The sequence below is a fragment of the Brachybacterium paraconglomeratum genome, assembly GCF_039541415.1.
In the GTDB taxonomy this organism is placed as follows: Bacteria; Actinomycetota; Actinomycetes; order Actinomycetales; family Dermabacteraceae; genus Brachybacterium; species Brachybacterium paraconglomeratum_A.
This window is the reverse complement of record NZ_BAABGE010000007.1, coordinates 218,570-241,403: the sequence shown is the minus strand read 5'-3', so window position 1 is coordinate 241,403 and position 22,834 is coordinate 218,570. Positions and strand designations below refer to the sequence as shown.

Below are 22,834 nucleotides of genomic sequence, written 5' to 3'. Positions count from 1 at the left end.
TCAGCTCCTCTCCACGTCGGGGTCGGCATCCCGCAGCCGGTCCTCGATGGCGCCGGCGAGCACGGGATGGGTGGTCAGTTCGGGATCGGCGGCGACCACGGCGAAGGCGTCCTCGCGGGCCTGTTCGATGGCGCGCGCGTCACGGATGACGTCGAGATGCTTGAGGGTGCGCTGCAGGCCGGACTGCTCCTCCCCGACCAGGTCGCCCGCGCCGCGGCGACGCAGGTCCAGCTCGGCGAGCTCGAAGCCGTCGGTCGTCTCCGCGATGGCCTGCAGGTGCGCCGAGTGCTCCTTCCCGGGCACACCGGAGGTATCGAAGAAGGCGATGCCGGCATGCTCGCCGCGACCCACGCGCCCGCGCAGCTGGTGGAGCTGGGAGACGCCGAAGCGTTCGGCGTCCAGGATGATCATCACCGATGCATTGGGGACGTCGACCCCCACCTCGATGACGGTGGTGGAGACGAGCACGTCGATCTCGCCTCGCACCATCTGGCCCATCACCTCCTGCTTCTCCTCGCCGGTCAGGCGTCCGTGGAGGATGCCGAGGCGGGCCCCGGCGAGCTCGGGACGCTCCGCGAGCCGCAGCGCGGTCTGGAGGACGCCGCGGGCGGGATCCAGCGGCGGCGGACCTTCCTTGCCGTTCTCGTCGAGAGTCGGCGGGGCGGGGGCGTCGGCTTCCTCCTCATCGATGCGAGCGCAGACCACGAAGACCTGACGGCCAGCGGTGATCTCCTCGGCGGCGCGCTGCCACATCCTCTGTTCCCACTTCGGGAGCTTCTCGTGGACCACGAAGCTGGTGACTCCGGCGCGCTGTCCCGGGCTCTCGTGGAGGGTGAGCACGTCGAGGTCGCCGACGGTCGCGAGCGCTGCGGTGCGCGGGATCGGGGTCGCGGTCATCACGATCACGTGGGGGCTCTGCCCGGCGGGGCCCTTGGCGCGCAGCCGCCGGCGGTGGTCGACCCCGAAGCGGTGCTGCTCGTCGATCACCACCAGGCCCAACGAGGCGAACTCGACCTTCTCGGCGAGCAGCGCGTGGGTGCCCACCACGATCCCGGCCTGTCCGGAGGTGACGTCGAGCAGGGTCTCGCGGCGACCGGCGGTGCGCTGGGAGCCGGTGAGCAGGCGCACCCGGGTGGCGGCGGCATGCCCGTCGAGCTGGCCGGCGCGGGCGAGGTCGCCGAGCAGGGTGATCAGGGTGCGGTGGTGCTGTTCGGCGAGCACCTCGGTGGGGGCGAGCAGTGCGGCCTGGTGGCCGGAGTCCACGGCGCGCAGCATGGCGCGCAGAGCGACGACGGTCTTGCCGGAGCCGACGTCTCCCTGCAGCAGCACGCTGGTGGGGTGGCCCCGGCCGATGCGCTCCTCGAGCATCGCGCCGATCTCGCGCTGCCCGTCCGTGAGGGTGAAGGGCAGGCGCTGGTCGAGCAGGGGCTGCAGCGGTCCCTCCGCGGACAGGACCGGGGCAGGCGTGCGCTCATCCTGGGCGCGGCGCTGGGCGAAGATCGCCTGCAGGATGAACGCCTCCTCGTAGCGGAGGTGGGCCATCCCGCGGCGGGTGTCCTGGACGGTCAGCGGGATATGCACCAGGCGGGTCGCCTCGGCGAGCGGGGGCAGGCCGCGGCGAGCGATCACCTCGTCCGGCACCGGACGGGCGAGGGAGCCCGCGAACTCGAGGCCCTTCTCGACCGCTGAGCGCATCGTGGCCAGGGCGATGTTCTGGCGCAGCGGGTAGATGGGGCGAGGCCGCTGGGCCCAGGCGCGCCCCTCGTCGGTGTCCTCGATCGTCTCGTAGTTCGGGTGGGTGATCTGGAGCGCATTGCGGAAGTCGTCGTAGCCGACGGTGCCGTGCACGATGATGAGCGAGTCGATGGGAAGCCGGCCGCGATGCCACTCGACCTGATGCTTCTTGGTGAGGAAGAAGGTCAGCGGGATCGTCTCGATGCCATCGGAGACGACGACCTCGAGAATGAAACCTGGCCGGCTGCGCATCGCCCGGTCGTGCACCGAGACCACCGAGACCACCGCGCTGACCGCCTCACCCTCGGTGACCTCATGCAGGGAGCGCAGCGGGGCGGGAACCACATAGCGGCGCGGGGCGAAACGCATCATCGTGTCCAGGTCATACACCCCGAAGGAGGCCATGGCCTTGGATTCCTTGGAGATCAGCAGCTCTTTGAGCGGCATCGAGCCTCGAGCGGACTCGTGCCTCCTGGCCATGCTGAGTTCTCCTCATGCTCGATGTGCGCCGCCGGATGGAGTGCGACGTGAGAGCCCTATCGTGCCACCCTCGAGGGCGGCCGTGATGGAGTCCACATGAGGAGGAAGCGTCCTCCGCTTCAGGCATACGCGCATCTGGGCTATGATTCCGTGGTTGCCCTGACCTCCGGGGGGTCGCACCTCCGTGCTCACCCAGGTCACCGACCCCGCCGTTCCGGCGCGGGGGTGGACGCGGGCACCGAGATCAGAACATCGACGTACCAGGAGACGACAGTGGCTGCTTCCACGTGTGACATCTGCGCCAAGGCCCCGAGCTTCGGCAAGTCCGTGTCTCACTCGCACCGCCGCACTTCGCGTCGCTGGAACCCGAACATCCAGTCCGTCCGCACTGTGATCAACGGCACCAGCAAGCGCGTGAACGTGTGCACCTCCTGCCTCAAGGCAGGCAAGGTCAGCACGATCGGTGCCTGAGCGAGACCGCACAGCTTTCATCCACGAGAGCCCCCACCTTCGGGTGGGGGCTCTCGTGCTTCCTCGGGTAGCGTGCGGTCCTTCCGACATCTTCTGAGGAGCCCCGATGCCCGCCTCGACGCCCACCATCTTGGCCACCAGCGCTGGCTACCGTCCTCACCGACGGCTGCGGTTCGGCTTCGGGCCCATGCTCGCATTCGCGCTCGAGCTCGGACAGGAGTGCGGCCCCCGCGCCGAAGGTCGGCCACGGATCTGCAGCATCGGCACCGCGAGCGGTGATGACAAGAGCTTCCAGCGGGATATGGAGGAGGCGGCCCGGGAGGCCGGGTACGAGCTGCACCATCTGAGCCTGTTCCCGGCCCCCAACGTCGAGGACATCGAGGACTACCTGCGAGGGTTCGACGTGCTCTGGGTGAACGGCGGATCGGTCGTGAACCTGCTCGCGGTGTGGCGCGCCCACGGCCTGCCCGAGATCCTCCACCGCCTCTGGCAGGACGGCGTGGTGCTGGCCGGGATCTCGGCGGGGTCGATCTGCTGGTTCGAGGGCGGGGTCACCGACTCTTTCGGACCCGACCTGCAGCCGGTCACGAACGGCCTCGGTTTTCTGCCCGGGGCCAATGGCGTGCACATGGACTCCGAGGATCGACGGCGACCGCTGCTGCACGCGCTGGTGGCCGACGGGACTCTGGGCACCGCACTCTGCACCGATGACGGCACCGGACTGCTCTTCCGCGGCACCGAGCTGGTCGAGGCGGTTGCCGAGACCGACGGCGTCCGAGTCACCCGGATCGAGCGCGGGGCCGACGGGGTCGCGGTGGAGACCGATCTGCCGGTGCGACGCCTGCGCTGAGGCGCAGGGCTGCACTGACCCTCAGGGCACGTCGCGCAGCACCGCGGTGAGGCCGTTCGGAATCTCGACCAGGTGCACGGGATCCACCTCGGTGCGCCGCAGGGTGGCCAGCAGCGGCGCAGCATGCGGGTCGGTGGGGTGGTTGTCGAAGTCCATCGTCTCCACGCCCATCCCCCGCAGGTCCTCGAGCAGCGCGGCGAGACAGAGGGCGGCATCGGCCCTGGCCCCCGGGGCAGCGGCGTCGACGGCCTCGAAGGCGCCTTCGCAGTGAGGTCCGACGGAGGTGCTGGCCTCGCCCGCCTCACCCACCTCGCCGTCCTCGGTGCTGTAGACGTCGGCCAATGCCGTGATCTCGCCGTTCCGGAGCACCGCCCAGGAGTGCTCGTGCACTGACTCCTCATTGAACGCCCCCCCCACCTCGGGGCGGACCACCTCGCGGGGAGCCGTGGGCGACCAGCTGGCATGCTGCCAGAGGTAGCGCGTGGTGAGAGCGTCGATCAGCTGCTCGCGCGGCAGCTCGGTCCAGCGGACCGCGCGGGCGGTGCCGCCGCCCGCTCCACGTGCTGCCGCTCCCCGGACCGCTGCGCACCAGCGGGCGGTGCGGTCCACGGCGACGTCGACGCGGAGCAGCGGAACCTCGAGGTAGGTCACTGCTCCCTGAGCACGGAGGAACCCATCGCGCGCGGAGCCGGGCTGCACCTTGCTCGACAATGGATTATTGCTGTATTTACCAAGTTCGCGAAAAAGAGCTGTTCCGTGGCCGCGGCGGCGGTGCCCCTCCTCGATCTCGAGCTCGACCAGGTCCCGGCCCGGATGGACGGTGTTCGGGCCGATGCGGCCGACGCCGACCACGCGCGGCTCGTCGGACTCCGGGTCTTCGACTTCGAGCACCAGGGCGCGGAAGCCCTCCCGCCAGCCGTCGGGCTTGAGCCACTCGAAGCGGTGGCCATCGCGTGCGACGTCTGCCGCCGTGGTGGGGCGGAACCGGCGGGAGGGGGCGCTCATCCTGTCTCGCTCGCTGTTTCGCTCACTCCGCCGTGGCGTCGGCGAAGGTCGAGGTGTCGATCACGGCACGGAAGTGGACGTCACCGGCGACCACCCGCTCATAGGCGGCATCCGCGTCACCCACCCCGATGACCTCGATCTTCGCGGCGAGGCCGTGCTCGGCGCAGAAGTCGAGCATCTCCTGGGTCTCGGCGATGCCGCCGATGTTCGAGCCGGCGAGCACCTTGTTGCCGCCGATCAGGGAGCCGAAGCTGAGGGGCTGCTTCGTGGGCGGCAGGCCCACGACCGCCATCACGCCGCGGGGCGTGAGCAGGCGCAGGTAGCGATCCACGGGGATGTCGGCGCTGATGGTGTTCAGGATCAGATCGAACTCGCCGCGGTGATCCGAGAAGAAGTTCTCCTCGGTGGTGGCGAGGACCCGCTGCGCGCCGAGCGCGAGGGCATCCTGCTCCTTCTTCAGCGACCGGGAGAGCACGGTGACCTCAGCTCCCATCGCCGCAGCGATCTGCACGCCCATGTGGCCGAGTCCGCCGAGGCCCAGCACCGCGACGCGCTTGGCACGGCCGTCGATCTGCTCTCCGGCGCCCCAGCGGCGCAGCGGGGCGTAGGTGGTGATGCCTGCGCAGAGCAGCGGGGCGGCGGCGTCGAAGGCGAGCTCATCGGGAATGCGGCACACGAAGCGCTCGTTCACCACGACCTTCTCGGCGTAGCCGCCCTGGGTGATGGTGCCGTCGACGTCCTTCGCGTTGTAGGTGCCGACGTTGCCCTCGAGGCAGTTCTGCTCCTGGTTCGCGCGGCACTCCTCGCACTGCCCACAGGAGTTGACCATGCAGCCCACACCCACGCGGTCCCCGACCTTCCAGTCGGTGACGCTCTCGCCGACGGCCGAGACGAGACCCGCGATCTCATGGCCGACGGTGAGCGGGAAGCTCGCCTCGCCCCATTCGTTGCGGATCGTGTGGATATCGCTGTGGCAGATCCCGGCAGCCGCGATGTCGATGACCACATCGTCCGCGCGCGGATCCCGACGCTCGATGGTGGTGACCCGGAACGGCTGATCCGGACCGGTCTTCTGCAGGGCCTTGACGGTGATCGGCATGAAAATTCCTCCGGCAGGTGGTGATCGTGGCGCAGAGAGCGCCGCCGACCAGACTAGTCCGGCTCAGGCGAAGTGGTCGAACCCCTCCCCCATGATCGGGGCTCCGTCCAGCAGCACTTCGGGACCCTGCGGCCCGGCGGGCAGGATCCGGCCGATCGGGCGGAATCCCTCCGGTGCCTCTCCCGGGGAGAAGGTGGCGAGCATCGCGTGCTCCTCACCCCCGTGGAGCACCCAGGTCCAGGGGTCTGCGCTGAGTTCGGTGGCAAGGCCGGCGAGCTGCGCAACATCGGGGGCCAGCGCGCTGCGGTCGAGGTCGAGCGTGACGTCGGAGGCCCGGGCCAGTCGCCCGCCGTCGCGGACCAGCCCGTCGGACAGATCCATCATGGCGTGCGCCGACCGGCCCCCGGTCCAGCCCAGCGAGAGGTCAGGGTCTGGAGCGTCATGCCATCGCACCAGCTCCGCCGCCGAGGGGTCGGCGATGTCGCGGAGCATGATCGTGGGGTGGGTGCCGTCCGGGGCGCGGACCAGGACCCGCTGGCCCAGCACCAGGGCGAGCCCGGCCGCGGAGCGGCCGAGCCGCGGAGAACCGATCGCGAGGACGTCTCCGGCGCGGGCCCCGGTGCGGGTGATGGCCGATTGTCCATCGGGCAGGGATCCCATCGCCGTGACCGTGAGGACCAGCTGGTCGGCGCGGCCCAGGTCTCCGCCGACAATGCTCGCTCCCTCGGTTTCGGCGCGCGTGGCCAGACCGATCGTGAGGTCCTCGAACAGCGCGGCCGGGGTGTGGGCCGGGGCGGAGATCGCGACCACCAGGGCCAGCGGCTCGGCGCCCATCGCGGCGATGTCGGCGAGATTCTGGACCGCAGCCTTGTGGCCGACCCACCGGGCGGTGGTGGCGTGGAGCAGGAAGTCATGGCCCTCGACCAACGAGTCGGTGGTGACCACCAGGCGCGCGGAAGGCAGGTGCACCACCGCGGCATCGTCCCCCGGCCCCACTTCGACCTCGCGGCCGTGGCTCAGGTGGGGGAGCATGCGGGCGAGGAGCGCGGCCTCACCGCTCGGAGTGCTGGCGTGCTGGGTGCTGCCGTGCGGGATGCTGTCGTGGGAAGTGTCGCCTGCCATGTCCCCAGTGTGCCCGACCCCGACCGATAGGCTCGCGGCGTGCTTCACTCTCGTCTGCTCGCCCTCCCCGCCGCCGGCCTGATGGCCCTGGGTCTGGTCTCCTGCGGCACCGTCCAGGTGCCTGCGGGGGTCGATGCCGCGAACCCAGCCTGCGCGGATATCGTGCTGGGCGTTCCACCCGAGGTGCTGGGCATGGAGCGGTCGGAGACCTCGAGCCAGGGCACGGCCGCCTGGGGCAGCGGGGAGGACACGATCGTGATGCGTTGCGGCGTGACCCCGCCCGGCCCCACCACCGAGCTCTGCACCACCCTGGCCGACGGCAGCGGAGTGGAGGTGGACTGGATCGTGCAGGAGCTCGAGGGCGAAGTATTCCTGTACACCACCTATGGCCGCGAGCCCGCGATCGACGTCACGGTGCCGAGATCGGCCGCGCCGGATCAACCGTCAGGTGCGGCGCTGTCCCTCTCCCAGGTGATCAGCCGGAACATCGAGGCGACAGACTTCTGCATCGGCCCGGGCGACCAGCCCGCCCCGTAGCGGAGTGCGCTGCGCAGTGCTCACTGTGCAGGGCTCCACCGGGAGCACTCACGATGCAGGGCTCAGCGCGGGCCCAGCCGGCGCCTCCGCGCCTGCTCGATCAGCTCGGCGATGAGATCCGCGTAGCTCAGCCCCATATGTTCCCAGAGCACCGGGAACATCGAGTACGGGGTGAAGCCCGGCATCGTGTTGACCTCGTTGATCAGCACACGACGGTCGCGGGTGACGAACATGTCGACCCTCGCCAGCCCCTCCAGGCCCAGCGCCGTGAAGGCGCGGGAGGCGATCTCCCGAGCCTCCTCGAGCATGTCATCGGGCAGGCCGGCGGGCACGTCGATGCTCACGGTGCCCTTGCCGAAGTACTTCGCCTCGTAGTCGTAGAACTCGAGGTCGTCGCCGACTTTCACCTCGCCGGGCAGGGTGGTGCTGGGTTCCCCGCCGTCGCGGCCCTGCAGCACACCGCACTCGACCTCGCGGCCGTCGAGCCCCTCCTCGATCAGAACCTTCGGGTCCTCGGCGAAGGCGCTCTTGAGCGCGGTCTCGAGCTCGGCGGGATCGGTCACCTTGGTGACGCCGAGGCTCGAGCCCGCCCGGGCGGGCTTGACGAACCAGGGCAACGGGTGCGTCGTGCGCAGGTACGTGGCCACGCGGTGGGCATCGCTCGCCCAGCCGTCCTCGTGGACCACGATGCCGGGGGCGCACTCGAGGCCCACAGCACGCAGCACGAGCTTCGTCGCCGCCTTGTCCATCGCGGCGGCTGAGGCGAGCACACCGCTGCCCACGTACGGGAGGTCGAGCATCTCGAGCATGCCCTGGACGGTGCCATCCTCACCGTAGGCGCCGTGCAGGAGCGGCCAGACCACGTCGATGTCGGCGAGGTCGTGGACCATGCTGTCGCGGACGATGCGCAGGGTGATCCGCTCGCCGGGGCGGTGGCGGGTGCTGGGCAGCAGCACCTCATTCCCGGAGGGGTCCACCTCGGGGGCGCGGCCGTCGACGAGAGTCCAGTCGCTCGGGTCGTCCGAGACGTGTATCCAACGGCCCTCGCGAGTGATGCCGATGGCGATCACGTCGAAGCGTGTGCGATCGATCGCGGCCAGGATGCCGCCGGCGGTCACGCACGAGATGCCGTGCTCTCCGCTGCGGCCGCCGAACAGAAGGGCGACGGTAGTTCTCATGGGACCAGGATATTCACTGATGCTCACTCCGGGCGCACTGAGCGAGCCAACAGGGCCGTGGTGACCTCTTCGATGCGGGCGCCATGGTCCACGACCGCGACGACCGCGCGGGCGATCGGCATGTCCACGCCGAGCCGGGCGGCGAGCTCTGCGACGGCGCGGGCGGTGGCGACCCCCTCGGCGGTCTGTCCCACCTCGGCGGCGGCCGCATCGACGTCCAGACCTCGGCCGAGGGCGAGGCCCAGGCGGTGGTTGCGGCTCAGCGGTGAGGAGCAGGTGGCCACCAGGTCCCCCAACCCGGCGAGGCCGGAGAAGGTCTCCTTCTGGCCCCCGAGCGCGACCCCGAGCCGAGTGATCTCTGCGAGACCGCGGGTGATCAGGGAGGCGGTGGTGTTGTGGCCGTGACCGAGACCCACCGCGGCACCGACCGCGATCGCGATCACGTTCTTCACCGCCCCGGCGACCTCCACCCCGATCACGTCGGTCGAGGTGTACGCGCGCAGGTACGGCGCCTCGCTCCAGCTGGCCATCGTCTCCGCGAGCGCTTGCGAGGAAGCGGCGACCACGCTCGCGCAGGGCCTGCGTTCGAGGATCTCCGCCGAGAGGTTCGGGCCGGAGAGCACGCCGACGAGCTCGGGGTCGGCTCCCCCGGCCTCGGCCAGGATCTGGCTGATGCGGGCATCGGTGCCGCGCTCGATGCCCTTGGTCAGGGACAGCATCGGTACCTCGGGCAGCGCGGGCCAGGGAGCGAGGGTCGCCCGCATCGACTGCGCGGGGATCGCGACCACCAGCCCGTCGGCGCCCTCGAGCGCCTCCTCGAGCCGGGAGGTGCCGTGGATCGAGGCAGGAAGCTGATGCTCGCCGAGGTAGGTGCTGTTGCGATGCCGCTCGCGGATCTCGCGGGCGACCTCCTCGCGCCGGGCCCACAGGGTCACCTCGGCGCCGCCGTCGGCGAGCACCTGGGCGAAGGTCGTGCCCCAGCTTCCGGCACCGAGCACGGCGAGGCGAGGGGTCGATGTCATGAGATCTGCTTCCAGGCTCGATATCCGGGCTGAGGTCTGCCGACCTCGGGTCGATGAGCGTCTGTGCTGCCATCGTGGAGCTCCCGCGGGGGCTGCTCATCGCGCAGCTGACCAAGCAGCTCCGCGATCTTCGCCATCAGCTCCTCGGTGACGCGCCGGGCCGCCTGATGAACGCTCTCGTCGTCGCGGCGGGCGACGGAGTACGGCTCGCCCACCAGCATCTGCACGTGCCTGCCGGGTCGGGGTCGCGGAACCGGGGAGCCGACGGGCCACAGCGCCCGCCCGCCCCAGGCTGCGATCGGCAGCAACGGGGCACCGGTCTCCAGGGCGAGCCGGGCGGCGCCGAGACGGGCCTGCATCGGCCAGAGCGCACGATCCCGGGTGTAGGTACCCTCGGGGAAGAGCATGATCAGCTCCCCACGCTCAAGGGCAGCACGGGCGTTCGCCAGGGCGTCACCACTGCGAGAAGTGCCGCGCCGCACCGGGATCTGGCGCGCCGCACGCAGCAGCGCGCCGAGCACCGGCACCCGGAACATCGCGTCCTTGGCCAGGAAGCGCGGGGCGATGCCGTGGGCCTGGAGGAGATGGCCGTATCCGAAGGCGTCGAAGGCACTCAGGTGGTTCCCGCAGGCGATCATCGCGCCCGTCTCCTGGGGCAGATGCTCGACGCCCTCCCAGCGAGGGCGGGACAGCAGCGTGAGCAGGGGGCGCAGCGGGAGCTGGACGAGGCCGACCACGAGCCCAGCCCGCCGCGCAGGGTTCCGGGCGGCGCCGATGTCCCAGCTGCGCAGCAGGGATGTCATCGCGCGGCCGAGGAGCCTCGGCCCAGAGCCTTTCGCGAGACCTGTCCCGTCAGCGAGGCGGCGGCGGGGTTGCCCGCCAGCGCGCGTCGGCGCAGGGTCGTGGGGGCGCGTCGGGCCAGGGTGTTGACTGCGGCGGCGTGCATCAGCCGGCGCGGGGCGAAGGCCAGGCGACCCCGCACCGAGCGGAACTTCACTGCGGTGGTGACCTGCAGCAGCTTCCCGCCGGGGAGCAGCGCCACACCGATCCGCACCGTGAGCTTGTCGTCGTCGTCGATGATCAGCGCCTCGGAGCCGAGCACCTCATCCGCGATGAACTCCTTCTGCGGCGGCGGCACCATGTCGAACAGCCGGATGGCCTCATCGCGCAGGGCTCGCAGGCCCCGGGAGGAGAGCGGGGTGTTCTCGTGGGAGAAGATCGCATCGGCCCAGACCCGTGGATCCGGTTCGTCGACCCCGGCGGTGGGCACGATCACCACATCGCAATAGTCGGGGATCGGGATGTCCCGCAGCGCGAGGGACCCTGCCGCACCGGCCACCGGTCCGGAGATCCGGCCGAGGTCCTGGCTGTCGCCCGGGCCGACAGGCAGCTCGTCGGCCGCCATCAGTTCTCTTCCCAGAACTCGCCGCCGAGGGCCTCGAGCTTGGCGCGGAAGGACTCGTACCCGCGGTCGATGAGATCGATGCCGCGGATGGTCGAGACTCCGTCGGCGCCCAACGCAGCGATCAGGTAGGAGAAGCCGCCCCGCAGATCGGGGACGGTGATGTCTGCGCCGTGCAGCGAGTTGGGGCCGGAGACCACGGCGGAATGGTTGTAGTTGGAGCGGCCGAAGCGGCAGCTCGAACCGCCCAGGCATTCGCGATACACCTGGATGTGGGCACCCATGTCGTTCAGCGCGGAGGTGAACCCCAACCGGTTCTCGTACACGGTCTCGTGGAGGATCGAGATGCCGTCGGCCTGGGTGAGGGCGACGACCAGCGGCTGCTGCCAGTCGGTCATGAACCCGGGATGGACATCGGTCTCCAGAGCGATCGCCTTCAGCGGAGTGCCGGGGTGGAAGAAGCGGATGCCGTCCTCGCGGATCTCCATCCCACCGCCGATCTTGCGGAAGATGTTCAGGAAGGTCGCCATCGGCTTCTGCTGGGCGCCGCGCACGAAGACGGAGCCCTTGGTGACCAGCGCCGCGCAGGCCCAGGAACCCGCTTCGATGCGGTCGGACAGGGCCGTGTGCTCGTAGCCGCCCAGGCGGTCGACACCTTCGATGGTGATGGTGCGGTCGGTCTGCAGGGAGATGATCGCTCCCATCTTCTGCAGCACCGCGATGAGGTCCTCGATCTCGGGCTCGACCGCGGCGTTGGTGAGCTCGGTGATCCCCTGGGCGCGGACCGCTGTGAGCAGCACCTGCTCCGTCGCGCCCACGCTCGGGTACTCGAGGTGGATCTTGGTGCCCTTCAGGCCGTTCGGCGCGGTGATGTAGATGCCCATCTCGCGCTTGTCCACGACCGCGCCGAAGTTACGGAGCACATCGAGGTGGTAGTTGATGGGGCGGTCACCGATCCGGCAACCGCCGAGATCAGGGATGATCGCCTCGCCGAGACGGTGCAGCAGAGGGCCGCAGAGGAGAATCGGGATGCGCGAGCTGCCGGCATGCGCGTCGATGTCCGCCACATGGGCGCGCTCGACGTTCGAGGGATCCAGCCGCAGCGTGCCCTCGGCGACATCGTGGTCGACCTTGACCCCATGGATCGACAGCAGCTTCGACACGATCCGCACATCGGAGATGTCCGGGACCGAGCGCAGGACGCTCGGGCCCTCCCCGAGCAGCGCTGCGACCATCGCCTTCGAGACCAGGTTCTTCGCGCCGCGCACGGTGATTTCACCGTCGAGGGGCCGTCCTCCGCGCACATGGAATGTCGAACTCATGGTGTCCTTGCCTCGACGGTCGGGCGCCCGCGGACGCCACTCTCTGACCGAGTCACCATACCGGAGGGACCTCGACGGGAGCCTGAATCAGGCTCCCGCCGAAGGAGTGGTCAGCCTCCGAGCGATGCTCAGTCCGTGCTGTCGCCAGTTCGTGTCGTCGTCAGTTCGTGTCGGCGGTGCGGGCCGGCAGGGTCTTCGGCATCCAGGACGGACGCTTCGCCTCGAAGTCGGTGATGTCCTGCTCGTGACGCATGGTCAGACCGATGTCGTCCAGACCCTCCAGGAGGCGCCAGCGGGTGTAGTCGTCGACGTCGAAGCGGAAGGTGGCTTCCCCTGCGTGGGCCTGGCGGTTCTCGAGGTCGACGGTCACCTCGGTGCCCGGCGCCTCCTCGAGGATCTTCCACAGCTGCTCGAGGTCGTCCTCGGACAGCACGCCGGCGACGAGGCCCTGCTTGCCGGCGTTGCCGCGGAAGATGTCCGCGAAGCGGCTCGAGAGCACGGCTTTGAAACCGTAGTCGCGCAGCGCCCACACGGCATGCTCACGGGAGGAGCCGGTGCCGAAATCGGGGCCCGCGACCAGCACGGAGCCGTTCTTGTAAGCGGGGCGGTTGAGCACGAACTCGGGGTCGTTGGTGCGCCAGGCGTTGAACAGCCCGTCGTCGAACCCGGTCTTGGTGACCCGCTTGAGATAGACCGCGGGGATGATCTGGTCGGTGTCGACATTGCTGCGACGCAGCGGCACGCCGATGCCGGTATGGGTGGTGAAGGCTTCCATGGCGATGCTCCTGATCAGGCGACGGGCTGGAGATCGGACGGGGCGGTCGGGGCGCCCAGATCCGACGGGGAGGACAGCGTGCCGCGCACTGCGGTGGCGGCGGCGACGACCGGGGACACCAGGTGGGTGCGCCCGCCCTTGCCCTGGCGACCCTCGAAGTTGCGGTTGGAGGTCGAGGCGGCGCGCTCGCCCGGTGCGAGCTGATCCGGGTTCATGCCCAGGCACATCGAGCAGCCGGCCTGACGCCATTCGGCGCCGAAGCCGAGGAAGATGCTGTCCAGGCCCTCCTGCTCGGCCTGGATGCGCACCCGCGCCGAGCCGGGGACGACCAGGACACGAACATCGGGATGCTTCTGGCGCCCTTCCAGGACGGAGGCGAAGGCCCGCAGGTCCTCGATCCGCCCGTTGGTGCATGAGCCCATGAAGACGGTGTCGACCTTGATGTCCTTGAGCGGGGTGCCCGGCACGAGGTCCATGTACTCCAGGGCGTTCTCGGCGGCCACGCGAGCGTTGTCGTCCGTGAAGTCCTCGGGAGCGGGGACCGACGCCGACAGCGGCAGCCCCTGGCCGGGGTTGGTGCCCCAGGTGACGAAGGGCTCGAGCTCGTCGGCGTCGATGAACACCTCGGCATCGAAGGTGGCGTCGTCCTCGCTGCGCAGCGTGCGCCAGTATTCGACAGCCGCGTCCCAGTCCGCCCCGCGCGGTGCGTGCGGGCGGCCCTGGACGTACTCGAAGGTGGTCTCGTCCGGCGCGATCATGCCGGCGCGGGCGCCCGCCTCGATCGACATATTGCAGACCGTCATCCGGCCCTCCATGGAGAGCCGACGGATCGCCTCGCCCCGATACTCGAGCACATAGCCCGCACCGCCACCGGTGCCGATCTTGGCGATGACGGCGAGGATGATGTCCTTCGCGGTCACGCCCGGCTTCAGGGTGCCGTCCACGGTGATCGCCATGGTCTTGAAGGGGGTCAGCGGGAGGGTCTGCGTGGCGAGCACGTGCTCGACCTCGCTGGTCCCGATGCCGAAGGCCAGCGCGCCGAAGGCACCGTGGGTCGAGGTGTGGGAGTCGCCGCACACCACGGTGATGCCGGGCATGGTCAGGCCCAGCTGCGGGCCGACCACGTGGACGATGCCCTGATCGATGTCGCCGAGAGAGTGGATGCGCACACCGAACTCCTCGGCGTTGCGGCGCAGGGTGTTGATCTGGGTGCGCGAGGTGATGTCCGCGATCGGCTTGTCGATGTCGATCGTGGGGGTGTTGTGATCCTCGGTCGCGAGCTGCTGGTCGAGCCGACGCAGCGCACGCCCTTCCTGGCGGAGGCCGTCGAAGGCCTGCGGGCTCGTCACCTCGTGCAGGAGCTGGAGGTCGATGTACAGCAGGTCCGGTTCGCCGTTCTCTCCGCGACGGACCACGTGATCCGCCCAGACCTTCTCCGCGAGGGTCCCCGCCATGTCGATCCTTCCCTGCGCCCAGGATGAGGGCGCGCTGCTGAATGCTGAGATGCGCTCGGGGTGCGAGCGTGCACTCCATGGTGGGCGGGTCCACGATGCGATGCACTTGCGTCTCACCAAATAAGACGGCAGTATCGGAGCATGGACAAGACCTCAGAGGAGAACGGCAGCGGCGTCGGTGTGCTGGACAAGGCGGCGATCGTTCTCGGCGCCCTGGAAGCAGGCCCCGCGACGCTCGCTCAGCTCGTGCAGTCGACGGGCCTCGCCCGGCCCACCGCGCACCGTCTCGCCGTCGCGCTCGAGTTCCACCACCTGGTCGCCCGCGACATGCAGGGACGATTCGTCCTGGGTCCGCGCCTGGGCGAGCTCGCCGCCGCCGCCGGAGAGGACCGCCTGCTGGCCTCGGCCGGCCCCGTGCTCGCCGCACTGCGGGACCACACCGGCGAATCCGCGCAGCTCTACCGCCGCCAGGGGGATCACCGCATCTGCGTGGCCGCGGCCGAGCGTCCGATCGGCCTGAGGGATTCTGTGCCGCTGGGTGCGGCGCTCACCATGCGGGCAGGCTCCGCCGCCCAGATCCTGCTGGCCTGGGAGGAGCCCGACCGCCTGCACCGAGGGCTGCTCGGCGCCCGGTTCACCGCAACCCAGCTCTCCGCCGTGCGGCGGCGCGGTTGGGCGCAGTCGATCGGTGAGCGCGAGCCCGGGGTGGGCTCCGTCTCCTCTCCCGTGCGCGGTCCCAACGGCCGCGTGGTCGCGGCCCTGAGCATCTCCGGCCCGATCGAGCGCATCACCCGTCAGCCGGGCCGCCTCCATGCGGCATCGGTCATGAGCTCGGCGAACCATCTCACCGAGCTGCTCCGCCGCGCCGGCGCCTGAGCAGGCTCAGTCGCGTTCGATCCAGACCGGGGTATTGGCGAAGCGCAGCACGTTAACCAGCTGGCGCGGCGCAGCGACCTTGCCTCCCGCGCCTGGCGTGCGCTCCCCCGCGACCACCATCAGGCAGGCGTCCTCGCTGGCCTGAACCAGCTGCTTCGGACTGTCGGAGGCGGCGATCGTCACATCGCGCACGAACACTCCCGGATGCGTGAGCGAGATCCGCTGGGCGACGCCGGCGAGGATCTCCTGCGCCTCCTGTGACGTGGTCTCCGGACGTACGACCAGGTGGATGTCCCGCTTATAGGCCTCCGCGAGGTCGGCTGCCCGAGTGACGACCTCGGTCGCGATCTCGTGATGCACCAGTCCGATCGGTCCAGCACCATCGACCCTGCCGCGGACCACGACCACAGGACAGTAGGAGCGCGCCGCCAGCGCGAGGCTCTTGGATCCGACGATGAGGGTCATCAGGCGCCCCAGACCACGGCCTCCGAGGACCAGCAGATCAGATTCCTTGCTGATCTCCACCAGCACGGGCACCGCGTTGCCGTCGACGATCTCCGAGGTCACGGGAAGGTCGGGGTGCTCCTCGCGGATGATCCGGGTGGCTTCGAGGATCAGGCTGTGGGCGGCGTTGCGGAAGCCGGAGCCGGCCATCCCCGAGATCGGGTCGATGTTGACGTCGAGCTCGGTCCATACGAAGGCATGGACGAGATGGATGGTGCCGCCGACTGCGGCGGCGTGGAGGGCGGCCCAGCGGACCGCCTGATCGGATTCGTCGGCATCGAACACACCGACCGTGATTCGGGGACCAGTACTGTGCGTCATGTCACGACGATACTCTGGCGAGCTGCTGCGTGGCCTGGGAACAACAAAAGAGCCGACACTCGAAAGTGTCGGCTCCTGCTCGTACCCCGTACCGGATTTGAACCGGTGTTACCGCCGTGAGAGGGCGGCGTCCTAGGCCTCTAGACGAACGGGGCTGATGCGAAATGCGGAGATCTCGCGTCGTACCCCGTACCGGATTTGAACCGGTGTTACCGCCGTGAGAGGGCGGCGTCCTAGGCCGCTAGACGAACGGGGCGCGGGCCACGCGGCGATGTAACGCCGCATAACGCTGGGGTACCAGGACTCGAACCTAGAACGACGGTACCAGAAACCGCTGTGTTGCCAATTACACCATACCCCATGGTGAGAAGTACTTTCTGCAGTAATTTCCGTTCCATTCCCCGGTGGTTTCCGTGGACTTTCCGAACTGTTCTGCATGTCGTACCGAGGTAAGACTCTACCGGGTACTTCGGCAGAGCACAAAGCGAGAAGGCCCCTGGACGCTGTGAGGCTCGGCACCCTGCCCCACAGCGTCCGGGCTCATCCCGCTTCAGCCCTCAGCGGCCAGCCTGCTGTGCAGCGACCGGAGTCGGGCGAGGCTCGACGGCTTGCCCAGCAGTTCCATCGACTCGAACAGGGGCGGGGAGATCCTGCGCCCGGAGATCGCGCTGCGGAGCGGCCCGAAGGCGAGACGGGGCTTGACCCCCATGTCGTCGACGATCGCCCCGCGCAGGGCGGGCTCGAGAGCCTCCGCCGTGAAGGCGCCCTCGTCGATCGCCTCCACCTCGAGGATCGCGCGATCGAGCACTGCGGCGGGGTCGTCGCCGAGCTTCTTCAGCGCATCATCCTGGACCACCAGGTCCTCGTCAGCGGTGAACAGGAAGCCCATCAGCTCAGGGGCCTCGCCCAGGAGGTTCATCCGGGTCTGGACCAGCGGGGTGGCCGCGGCGACCAGCGCACGCTGCTCCTCGGTCACATCCTCCCCCAGCACGCCGCCGGCCTGGAGGTACGGGATCAGGCGCTCAGCGAGCTCCGCCTCCGGCAGCAGCCGGATGTGGTCCGCGTTGATGGCGGTGGCCTTCTTGAGATCCACACGAGCCGGGTTGGGGTTCACGGAGGAGGCGTCGAAGCGCTCGACCAGCTGGGCACGGCTGAAGATATCCTCGTCGGCGCTGTAGCCCCAGCCCAGCAGCGACAGGTAGTTCACCATGCCCTCGGGGATGAAGCCCTGCTCCCGGTAGAGGAAGAGATCTGCCTGAGGGTCGCGCTTGGAGAGCTTCTTGTTGCCCTCCCCCATCACATAGGGCAGATGTCCGAACTCGGGGATCCGCTCCGCGACGCCGATCTCGATCAGTGCGCGGTACAGCGCGATCTGACGGGGCGTGGAGGAGAGGATGTCCTCGCCGCGCAGCACATGGGTGATCCGCATCAGTGCGTCATCGATCGGGTTGACGAGCGTGTAGAGCGGCTTCCCGTTGGCGCGCACGACCACGAAGTCCGGAGTGGTGCCGGCCTTGAAGGTGATCTCGCCGCGCACCATGTCGGTGAAGGTGATGTCGTCCTCGGGCATCCGCAGGCGCCAGGTGGGCTCGCGTCCCTCAGCACGGAGAGCGGCTTTCTGCTCGTCCGTGAGGTCGCGGTCGTAACCGTCGTAGCCCAGCTGCGGGTCATGGCCCGCCGCCTTGTGGCGATCGACGATCTCCTCCGCAGTGGAGAAGGACTCGTAGATGTGCCCGGATGCCTTGAGCTTCTCGATGACGTCCTGGTAGATGTCCCCCCGTTGCGACTGACGGTAGGGGCCGTCAGGGCCGCCCACCTCGACACCCTCGTCCCAGTCGATGCCGAGCCAGCGCATCGCGTCGAGCAGCTGGTGGTAGGACTCCTCGCTGTCACGCGCCGCATCGGTGTCCTCGATGCGGAAGATCAGCTTGCCGCCGTGATGGCGGGCATGGGCCCAGTTGAACAGGGCGGTGCGCACCATCCCCACGTGAGGGGTGCCGGTGGGGCTGGGGCAGAAACGTACTCGGACCTCGTCGGCGGTGCCGGTCGAGGTCGATGCGGGGACGGTCGTCACGCGGGGTGCTCCTGAGGAGTTGTCGAGGTCGGTGGAGGGAGATGCGCTGCTCAACGGCGCACGATCTGATTGGTCAGGGTGCCGATGCCCTCGATGGTGATATCGACCGAGACGCCGGCGGGGACGCTGCGCACTCCCGCGGGCGTGCCGGTCAGGACGAGATCTCCGGGCAACAGGGTGACCACGGTGGAGATCTCGGCGATCAGCTCGGCGACGGAGCGCACCATGTCTGCGGTGCTGCCCTGCTGGGCGATCTCGCCGTCGACGGCGCTGGAGATGGCAAGCCCGGCACCGGCTGCGGGGTCGAGATCGGTCTCGATCCAGGGCCCGATGGGGCACGAGGTGTCGAAGGCCTTGGCTCGGAACCACTGATCCTCCTCCCGCTGCGCATCGCGCGCGGTGAGGTCGTTGGCGCAGGTGTACCCGAGCACATGATCGGCGACCTGTTCGGGGGTGAGGTTCTTGGCCATCCGCTTGATGACCACCGCGAGCTCGGCCTCGAGGCTCACCTCTTGGCTGTAGGAGGGCAGGACCACCGGATCGCCGGGGCCGACGACGGCGGTGTTGGGCTTGAGGAAGTAGAGCGCCTGCTCGGGCACCTCGCTGCCCATCTCTGCGGCGTGCGCGGCGTAGTTGCGCCCCACGCACACCACCTTGGAGCGAGGAATGACGGGCGCCAGCAGGCGCACGTCCTCGAGCGGCACGACGGTGCCGGTGGGTCGGATCTCTGTATACAGGGGGTCACCGGTGATCCCATAGATCATGTCTCGGCCGTCCTTCTCCTGGACGATGCCGTACATGGGGTCTTCACCGGTGGTGAATCGGGCGATACGCATGTCCGCCAGTCTAGGGCGTCACTCGCCGGCCGCTCCAGGGACAGCGAGCCGAGCCTCCCCTGCTCCTGGACACCGCGACCGAGCGCCCGTATGCTTGAATCATCAACTTTCTTTCTGAGGCAGGACGCAGATGAACATCGCACCGCAGTCAGTCACCTTCGGCCTGGACACCTTCGGTGATGTCACCGTCGACCAGGCCGGAGATCCAGTTCCGGCCTCCCAGGTGATCCGCGATGTGATCGCGGAGGGAGAGCTCGCGGACAGGGTGGGCATCGACCACTTCTCGGTCGGCGAGCACCACCGTCCCGATTTCGCGATCAGTGCCCCCGATATGGTCCTCGCCGCCCTCGCCACCCGGACCGAGCGGATCACCCTCGGCACCGCTGTGATCGTGCTCAGCTCCGATGATCCGCTGCGAGTGGTCGAGCGGTTCTCGACCCTCGAGGCACTGTCACAGGGCCGCGCCGAGCTCACCGTGGGGCGGGGCTCGTTCACGGAGTCCTTCCCGTTGTTCGGTTTCGCGCTGCAGGACTACGAGACGCTCTTCGAGGAGAAGCTCGAGCTGCTCGCCGCTGCGATCGAGGGCGAGCCGATCACCTGGTCCGGCAGCACCCGCGCCCCGCTGAAGGAGCAGCCGCTCTACCCGCCGCTCGAGCGCGCGCTGCCCACCTGGGTCGCCGTCGGCGGCAGCCCGAACTCGGTCGTGCGGGCAGCTCGCCACGGGCTGCCCCTGATGCTCGCGATCATCGGTGGATCCGCGGATCGTTTCGCCCCGTACGTCCGCCTGTTCCACGAGGCCAATGAGAAGCTGGGCAACGACCGCCTCCCGGTGGGAGTCCACTCCCCCGGCCATATCGCCATCGATGACGCGACCGCCCGGGACCAGCTCGCCTCGCACTGGATCCACAACCGCAATGAGATCGGGCGCGAGCGCGGCTGGGGCCCGTCGGGCATCGCCGAGTTCGACGCCGAGATGCAGAACGGCGCGCTGTACGCGGGCTCCCCGGAGACGGTGGCGCAGAAGATCGCATCGACGATCCGCACCCTCGGCGTGGACCGTTTCGATCTGAAGTACGCGAACGGTCCGATGCCGCACCAGCGGCTGATGGAGTCGATCGAGCTGTACGGGACCGTGGTGATCCCCCGCGTCCGTGAGCTGCTGGCCGAAGCCGCTGAGAACGCTGCGGAGGATGAGGGCTCGCCCTTCGACGAGGCCTGAGCGAGCGGAGCAGGCTCAGCGGGTGGAGCAGGCTGAGCGCCAATAGTGCGCGGGTCCACCTCAGCGGGCGCAGCTGGTTGAGCGCCCGCATTCCGCGGGTCAGCCTCAGTGCGCGGGGTGACCGGTATTCTGCGGACTGGTGCCGTGCGGCACCGCCCCGAGCAGGAGGTCGCCAGGATGTTCAGTCCACCCCGCCCCCTCGATGGGGGCACTCCGCTGTACGTCGCACCGACCCGGAGCTACCGCCGGCTGATGCTCGCGCTCCTGGGCGTACTGGTGGTGCTCGCGCTGGTGGTCTTCGCCCTCATCGTTGTCGTCGCCTGGCAAATGGCCGCGCAGCTCTCGCTCATGGCAGCCGTGGTGACCCTGGCGGTGTTCGGCGTCCTGCTCCTGGTGCTGCTGGTGCTGATCACGATCAATGCCGCGCTGCAGTCCTCGATGATCTTCGCCGTGACCACACAGGGACTCACCGTGGCCACCCCCTATCGCCGCGCACGGTTCGTGCCCTGGGCGCAGGTGGCCGCGCTCGAACCCTCACCAGGGCGTCTGATGCGCGGCGCGGTGGTGGCGGTGCTTGCGGACGGCTCCCGATTGACCGCCTCGCTCACCAATGCCTCCCTCGGCTACGCACACCCCGCGGCCCCGCCGCATCTGAGCTCGCCGCACCCGGGCCCAGGTGCTGCCGCCCCGGTGCCACTGCGCGCGGCGCTCGACGGGCTCGCCCGCTATCGACGCGGCGAGTTCGCCGACGCCTCGCTCAGAGCTCCCGCTCCTCGAGCAGCATCGAACGGATCCGCAGCTCAGCCTCCTGCCTGCTGATGCCCTCCTGCTCCTCTCTCACCAGAGCGTGCCCGGAGCTCTCCTCCGGCAAGATCAGTGGCGGCGTCCGGCCCCGGACGAGCACCCGAACGGGGATGGACAGCGAGTTCTCGTAGCCCGGGAGCATGCTGGCCAGCGTGCCGCGATAGTCCCCCCGGAAGCGCGGGTGCTCCCAGTGCTGCACGAGCTCGAGATAGTCGTCTTCGCTCACGTGCACCCATGGCATGTAGACGAGCATCGCCGCCTCCCCGAGGACCGGGAGGGACAGGTAGCCCGTGAGGTAGCAGTCCACCGAGTCGCCGTTCTCGATCAGGCACAGCTCATCGGTGGACCGGGCATGGAGCACCAGCTCCCAGGGATCCATCTGCAGGTAAGCCTCTGGGCGGGTGAACTCGAGCAGCGGCCAGGGATTCGCCACGGTGCCGTCGGCCCCTTCGTGCCGTTGGCCGCAGCCCGCGCAGTCATAGTCGATTCCTGGCATCTCGCTCACTCCTCCCCGTGCGGCGCCCTGCCGCAGGATGGGCACCACCGTAGGAATCTCCGCTGGCTCGGGCTATGACAACGGCCGCAGTGTGGATGGCCGCCGGCTGTGGAGGAACCGTCGAGGGCTCGTAGGATGGATCGGTCATCGACCCACCTGCTCCAGGAGGCCCCGTGCCCGTCCCCTCCCTCGCCGCCCCGGCGCATGCGCTGTCGGTCGTGGAGGCCGCAGCTGCCCGCCGAGCTCACGAGGACCGGGCCGATGCGCTGACCGCCGCCCATCGCGCGCGGCGCCGTCGCGGCGAGAAGCACGCCGTGGAGGACTTCCTGTTCACCTACTATCCCTTCTCCCCCGCGCGACTGCGGCGCTGGCACCCGGGATGGGATACCGCCTATGACGCAGCGGCGGACCTCGGGACCGACGGCGAGTCCGTGATCGCGGACGTGGACGAGGCCGGTCACCGCTCCTGGTACCTCGACGACGCCGGCCAGGTGGTCCACCGTCGCGCTGATGTCGTGCGATATATCGCCGAGCGCGGCGACGCGCTCGGCTTCATGACGCGGCTGCTCTCCGCCTCCTCACTCACGAGGCGACGGCCGGAGTTCGGCTGCTTCGGCCTGCATGAGTGGGCGATGGTGCACCGTGTCCCCGAGGGCGAGCAGCGTCATGAGGATCTTCCGCTGCGGCTCTCCCCGATGGGGACGGACGCGGTCGTCGAGCGGGAGAACCTGGTGTGCTCTCATATCGATGCCTTCCGCTTCTTCACCCCGTCGGCCGCACCGCGCAATGCGCTGGAGCCCACTCGCGCCACGCAGGTCCAGAACGACAACCCCGCCTGCCTCCATGTCGGGATGGACCTGTACAAGTGGGCCATGAAGCTCACCCCGCTGGTGCCCTCCTCACTGGTGCTGGACTGCTTCGAGCATGCGCGCGAGACCCGGGTGCTGGACATGGAGGCGAGCCCGTACGACGTGCGCCCGCTGGGCTACGGGGTGGTCGCGATCGAAACCCCTGCGGGGAAGGCCGAATATGTGAGGCGCCAGCGGGCATTGGCCGTCCGGGCCGAGGAGCTGCGCGGACGCCTGCTGGCCGTGGTCGCCCCGCTCGCCGCGGTCCCTGCGGGCTGAGCAGACCCGTTCCTGGGGCGGAGGGACTTGGCTTCTCGCCAGGGAGCTCGACGGCGGCTGGGCAGTGCCCCTCCGCTCAGATCGAGCAGGAAGACGCGGGGAGTTCGGCGACGTCTGAGCTCCCTG

The 22,834-nt window shown here is 69.4% G+C and carries 22 protein-coding genes and 3 tRNA genes; 7 read left to right on the top strand and 18 right to left on the bottom strand.

Annotated features, from left to right (window positions below; all coding sequences use genetic code 11):
• The gene (locus tag ABD893_RS10355; protein WP_345079342.1) at positions 1 to 2,214 is read right to left on the bottom strand and encodes an ATP-dependent DNA helicase RecG; all 2,214 of its coding nucleotides are present in this window, start codon (positions 2,212 to 2,214) and stop codon (positions 1 to 3) included.
• Between the two features lie 273 nt (positions 2,215 to 2,487).
• Here ABD893_RS10355 and rpmB point away from each other — a divergent pair, with 273 nt between their 5' ends.
• Together rpmB and ABD893_RS10345 are read left to right on the top strand one after the other, a co-directional pair.
• Positions 2,488 to 2,685 carry a 50S ribosomal protein L28 gene (rpmB, locus tag ABD893_RS10350; protein WP_345079339.1) on the top strand — a complete coding sequence of 66 codons (198 nt, stop codon included), beginning with the start codon at positions 2,488 to 2,490 and terminating at the stop codon, positions 2,683 to 2,685.
• A 106-nt stretch (positions 2,686 to 2,791) separates the two neighbouring features.
• The gene (locus ABD893_RS10345; protein WP_345079336.1) at positions 2,792 to 3,535 is read left to right on the top strand and encodes a Type 1 glutamine amidotransferase-like domain-containing protein; all 744 of its coding nucleotides are present in this window, start codon (positions 2,792 to 2,794) and stop codon (positions 3,533 to 3,535) included.
• 21 nt (positions 3,536 to 3,556) lie between these two features.
• Here the strand turns inward: ABD893_RS10345 and ABD893_RS10340 are convergent, their stop codons facing one another.
• The 3 genes from ABD893_RS10340 to thiL all read right to left on the bottom strand — a co-directional run bounded on the left by ABD893_RS10340 (position 3,557) and on the right by thiL (position 6,761).
• Positions 3,557 to 4,540 (bottom strand): GNAT family N-acetyltransferase, encoded by a 984-nt coding sequence (locus ABD893_RS10340; protein ID WP_345079333.1) that lies wholly within the window; start codon positions 4,538 to 4,540, stop codon positions 3,557 to 3,559.
• Between the two features lie 22 nt (positions 4,541 to 4,562).
• Complete coding sequence (locus ABD893_RS10335) at positions 4,563 to 5,639, bottom strand: NAD(P)-dependent alcohol dehydrogenase (protein WP_345079330.1); 1,077 nt, start codon at positions 5,637 to 5,639, stop codon at positions 4,563 to 4,565.
• Positions 5,640 to 5,702: 63 nt separating this feature from the next.
• Positions 5,703 to 6,761, bottom strand: a complete 1,059-nt coding sequence (gene thiL, locus ABD893_RS10330; protein WP_345079327.1) for a thiamine-phosphate kinase — start codon at positions 6,759 to 6,761, stop codon at positions 5,703 to 5,705.
• Positions 6,762 to 6,800: 39 nt separating this feature from the next.
• Between thiL and ABD893_RS10325 the strand changes: the two genes are divergently transcribed.
• Positions 6,801 to 7,298 (top strand): DUF3515 domain-containing protein, encoded by a 498-nt coding sequence (locus ABD893_RS10325; protein ID WP_345079324.1) that lies wholly within the window; start codon positions 6,801 to 6,803, stop codon positions 7,296 to 7,298.
• Between the two features lie 62 nt (positions 7,299 to 7,360).
• On the opposite strand, the gene ABD893_RS10320 is transcribed toward ABD893_RS10325, so the two are convergent.
• From ABD893_RS10320 to leuC, 7 genes are all read right to left on the bottom strand, one after another.
• On the bottom strand, positions 7,361 to 8,476 hold the full coding sequence (locus ABD893_RS10320) for a D-alanine--D-alanine ligase family protein (RefSeq protein WP_345079321.1): 1,116 nt from the start codon (positions 8,474 to 8,476) through the stop codon (positions 7,361 to 7,363).
• A 23-nt stretch (positions 8,477 to 8,499) separates the two neighbouring features.
• Positions 8,500 to 9,498: an NAD(P)H-dependent glycerol-3-phosphate dehydrogenase gene (locus ABD893_RS10315; protein ID WP_345079319.1), complete on the bottom strand. Its 999-nt coding sequence runs from the start codon at positions 9,496 to 9,498 to the stop codon at positions 8,500 to 8,502.
• Positions 9,495 to 10,301: a lysophospholipid acyltransferase family protein gene (locus ABD893_RS10310; RefSeq protein ID WP_345079316.1), complete on the bottom strand. Its 807-nt coding sequence runs from the start codon at positions 10,299 to 10,301 to the stop codon at positions 9,495 to 9,497. The genes ABD893_RS10315 and ABD893_RS10310 overlap by 4 nt, the downstream gene beginning before the upstream one ends.
• Entirely contained in the window at positions 10,298 to 10,903 is a 606-nt protein-coding gene (locus ABD893_RS10305) for a DUF2867 domain-containing protein (RefSeq protein ID WP_345079313.1), read from the bottom strand. The genes ABD893_RS10310 and ABD893_RS10305 overlap by 4 nt, the downstream gene beginning before the upstream one ends.
• Entirely contained in the window at positions 10,903 to 12,222 is a 1,320-nt protein-coding gene (gene murA / locus ABD893_RS10300; RefSeq protein WP_345079310.1) for a UDP-N-acetylglucosamine 1-carboxyvinyltransferase, read from the bottom strand. The genes ABD893_RS10305 and murA overlap by 1 nt, the downstream gene beginning before the upstream one ends.
• A gap of 160 nt (positions 12,223 to 12,382) precedes the next feature.
• Entirely contained in the window at positions 12,383 to 12,997 is a 615-nt protein-coding gene (leuD, locus tag ABD893_RS10295; RefSeq protein WP_345079307.1) for a 3-isopropylmalate dehydratase small subunit, read from the bottom strand.
• 14 nt (positions 12,998 to 13,011) lie between these two features.
• The gene (gene leuC, locus ABD893_RS10290) at positions 13,012 to 14,451 is read right to left on the bottom strand and encodes a 3-isopropylmalate dehydratase large subunit (RefSeq protein WP_345079304.1); all 1,440 of its coding nucleotides are present in this window, start codon (positions 14,449 to 14,451) and stop codon (positions 13,012 to 13,014) included.
• Between the two features lie 141 nt (positions 14,452 to 14,592).
• On the opposite strand from leuC, the gene ABD893_RS10285 reads away from it, so the two are divergent.
• Positions 14,593 to 15,327, top strand: a complete 735-nt coding sequence (locus ABD893_RS10285) for an IclR family transcriptional regulator (protein WP_299303751.1) — start codon at positions 14,593 to 14,595, stop codon at positions 15,325 to 15,327.
• Positions 15,328 to 15,333: 6 nt separating this feature from the next.
• Here ABD893_RS10285 and ABD893_RS10280 read toward each other — a convergent pair whose 3' ends face one another.
• The 6 genes from ABD893_RS10280 to ABD893_RS10255 all read right to left on the bottom strand — a co-directional run bounded on the left by ABD893_RS10280 (position 15,334) and on the right by ABD893_RS10255 (position 19,062).
• Positions 15,334 to 16,152 (bottom strand): universal stress protein, encoded by an 819-nt coding sequence (locus ABD893_RS10280; protein WP_345079298.1) that lies wholly within the window; start codon positions 16,150 to 16,152, stop codon positions 15,334 to 15,336.
• Positions 16,153 to 16,234: 82 nt separating this feature from the next.
• A tRNA-Glu gene (locus ABD893_RS10275) sits at positions 16,235 to 16,307 on the bottom strand.
• Between the two features lie 28 nt (positions 16,308 to 16,335).
• A tRNA-Glu gene (locus ABD893_RS10270) sits at positions 16,336 to 16,408 on the bottom strand.
• Between the two features lie 33 nt (positions 16,409 to 16,441).
• Positions 16,442 to 16,513: transfer RNA gene (locus tag ABD893_RS10265), tRNA-Gln, on the bottom strand.
• 189 nt (positions 16,514 to 16,702) lie between these two features.
• Complete coding sequence (gene gltX / locus ABD893_RS10260; RefSeq protein ID WP_345079295.1) at positions 16,703 to 18,226, bottom strand: glutamate--tRNA ligase; 1,524 nt, start codon at positions 18,224 to 18,226, stop codon at positions 16,703 to 16,705.
• 50 nt (positions 18,227 to 18,276) lie between these two features.
• A complete protein-coding gene (locus ABD893_RS10255) occupies positions 18,277 to 19,062 on the bottom strand; it encodes a fumarylacetoacetate hydrolase family protein (RefSeq protein ID WP_345079292.1) in 786 nt (261 codons plus the stop codon).
• 130 nt (positions 19,063 to 19,192) lie between these two features.
• Between ABD893_RS10255 and ABD893_RS10250 the strand changes: the two genes are divergently transcribed.
• Both ABD893_RS10250 and ABD893_RS10245 read left to right on the top strand, forming a co-directional pair.
• Positions 19,193 to 20,281, top strand: a complete 1,089-nt coding sequence (locus tag ABD893_RS10250) for an LLM class flavin-dependent oxidoreductase (RefSeq protein WP_345079289.1) — start codon at positions 19,193 to 19,195, stop codon at positions 20,279 to 20,281.
• 177 nt (positions 20,282 to 20,458) lie between these two features.
• Positions 20,459 to 21,100 carry a hypothetical protein gene (locus tag ABD893_RS10245; protein WP_345079286.1) on the top strand — a complete coding sequence of 214 codons (642 nt, stop codon included), beginning with the start codon at positions 20,459 to 20,461 and terminating at the stop codon, positions 21,098 to 21,100.
• Here the strand turns inward: ABD893_RS10245 and ABD893_RS10240 are convergent.
• Positions 21,039 to 21,581, bottom strand: coding sequence for a DUF2199 domain-containing protein (locus ABD893_RS10240; RefSeq protein WP_345079283.1), 543 nt, complete (start codon positions 21,579 to 21,581; stop codon positions 21,039 to 21,041). The two genes, ABD893_RS10245 and ABD893_RS10240, sit on opposite strands and share 62 nt — an antisense overlap.
• 173 nt (positions 21,582 to 21,754) lie before the next feature.
• Here ABD893_RS10240 and ABD893_RS10235 point away from each other — a divergent pair, with 173 nt between their 5' ends.
• Positions 21,755 to 22,708 carry a 3-methyladenine DNA glycosylase gene (locus tag ABD893_RS10235; protein ID WP_345079280.1) on the top strand — a complete coding sequence of 318 codons (954 nt, stop codon included), beginning with the start codon at positions 21,755 to 21,757 and terminating at the stop codon, positions 22,706 to 22,708.
• The last annotated feature ends 126 nt before the right edge of the window (positions 22,709 to 22,834 follow it).

Bases quoted from the DNA above. Each gene is read 5' to 3' on its own strand.
- ABD893_RS10355 (WP_345079342.1), bottom strand. From the start codon at position 2,214: ATGGCCAGGAGGCACGAGTCCGCTCGAGGCTCGATGCCGCTCAAAGAG.
- ABD893_RS10255 (WP_345079292.1), bottom strand. From the start codon at position 19,062: ATGCGTATCGCCCGATTCACCACCGGTGAAGACCCCATGTACGGCATC.
- ABD893_RS10310 (WP_345079316.1), bottom strand. From the start codon at position 10,301: ATGACATCCCTGCTGCGCAGCTGGGACATCGGCGCCGCCCGGAACCCT.
- ABD893_RS10240 (WP_345079283.1), bottom strand. From the start codon at position 21,581: ATGCCAGGAATCGACTATGACTGCGCGGGCTGCGGCCAACGGCACGAA.
- ABD893_RS10285 (WP_299303751.1), top strand. From the start codon at position 14,593: ATGGACAAGACCTCAGAGGAGAACGGCAGCGGCGTCGGTGTGCTGGAC.
- ABD893_RS10320 (WP_345079321.1), bottom strand. From the start codon at position 8,476: ATGAGAACTACCGTCGCCCTTCTGTTCGGCGGCCGCAGCGGAGAGCAC.
- ABD893_RS10335 (WP_345079330.1), bottom strand. From the start codon at position 5,639: ATGCCGATCACCGTCAAGGCCCTGCAGAAGACCGGTCCGGATCAGCCG.
- leuD (WP_345079307.1), bottom strand. From the start codon at position 12,997: ATGGAAGCCTTCACCACCCATACCGGCATCGGCGTGCCGCTGCGTCGC.
- ABD893_RS10305 (WP_345079313.1), bottom strand. From the start codon at position 10,903: ATGGCGGCCGACGAGCTGCCTGTCGGCCCGGGCGACAGCCAGGACCTC.
- ABD893_RS10340 (WP_345079333.1), bottom strand. From the start codon at position 4,540: ATGAGCGCCCCCTCCCGCCGGTTCCGCCCCACCACGGCGGCAGACGTC.
- murA (WP_345079310.1), bottom strand. From the start codon at position 12,222: ATGAGTTCGACATTCCATGTGCGCGGAGGACGGCCCCTCGACGGTGAA.
- ABD893_RS10345 (WP_345079336.1), top strand. From the start codon at position 2,792: ATGCCCGCCTCGACGCCCACCATCTTGGCCACCAGCGCTGGCTACCGT.
- ABD893_RS10250 (WP_345079289.1), top strand. From the start codon at position 19,193: ATGAACATCGCACCGCAGTCAGTCACCTTCGGCCTGGACACCTTCGGT.
- ABD893_RS10280 (WP_345079298.1), bottom strand. From the start codon at position 16,152: ATGACGCACAGTACTGGTCCCCGAATCACGGTCGGTGTGTTCGATGCC.
- ABD893_RS10245 (WP_345079286.1), top strand. From the start codon at position 20,459: ATGTTCAGTCCACCCCGCCCCCTCGATGGGGGCACTCCGCTGTACGTC.
- leuC (WP_345079304.1), bottom strand. From the start codon at position 14,451: ATGGCGGGGACCCTCGCGGAGAAGGTCTGGGCGGATCACGTGGTCCGT.
- thiL (WP_345079327.1), bottom strand. From the start codon at position 6,761: ATGGCAGGCGACACTTCCCACGACAGCATCCCGCACGGCAGCACCCAG.
- ABD893_RS10315 (WP_345079319.1), bottom strand. From the start codon at position 9,498: ATGACATCGACCCCTCGCCTCGCCGTGCTCGGTGCCGGAAGCTGGGGC.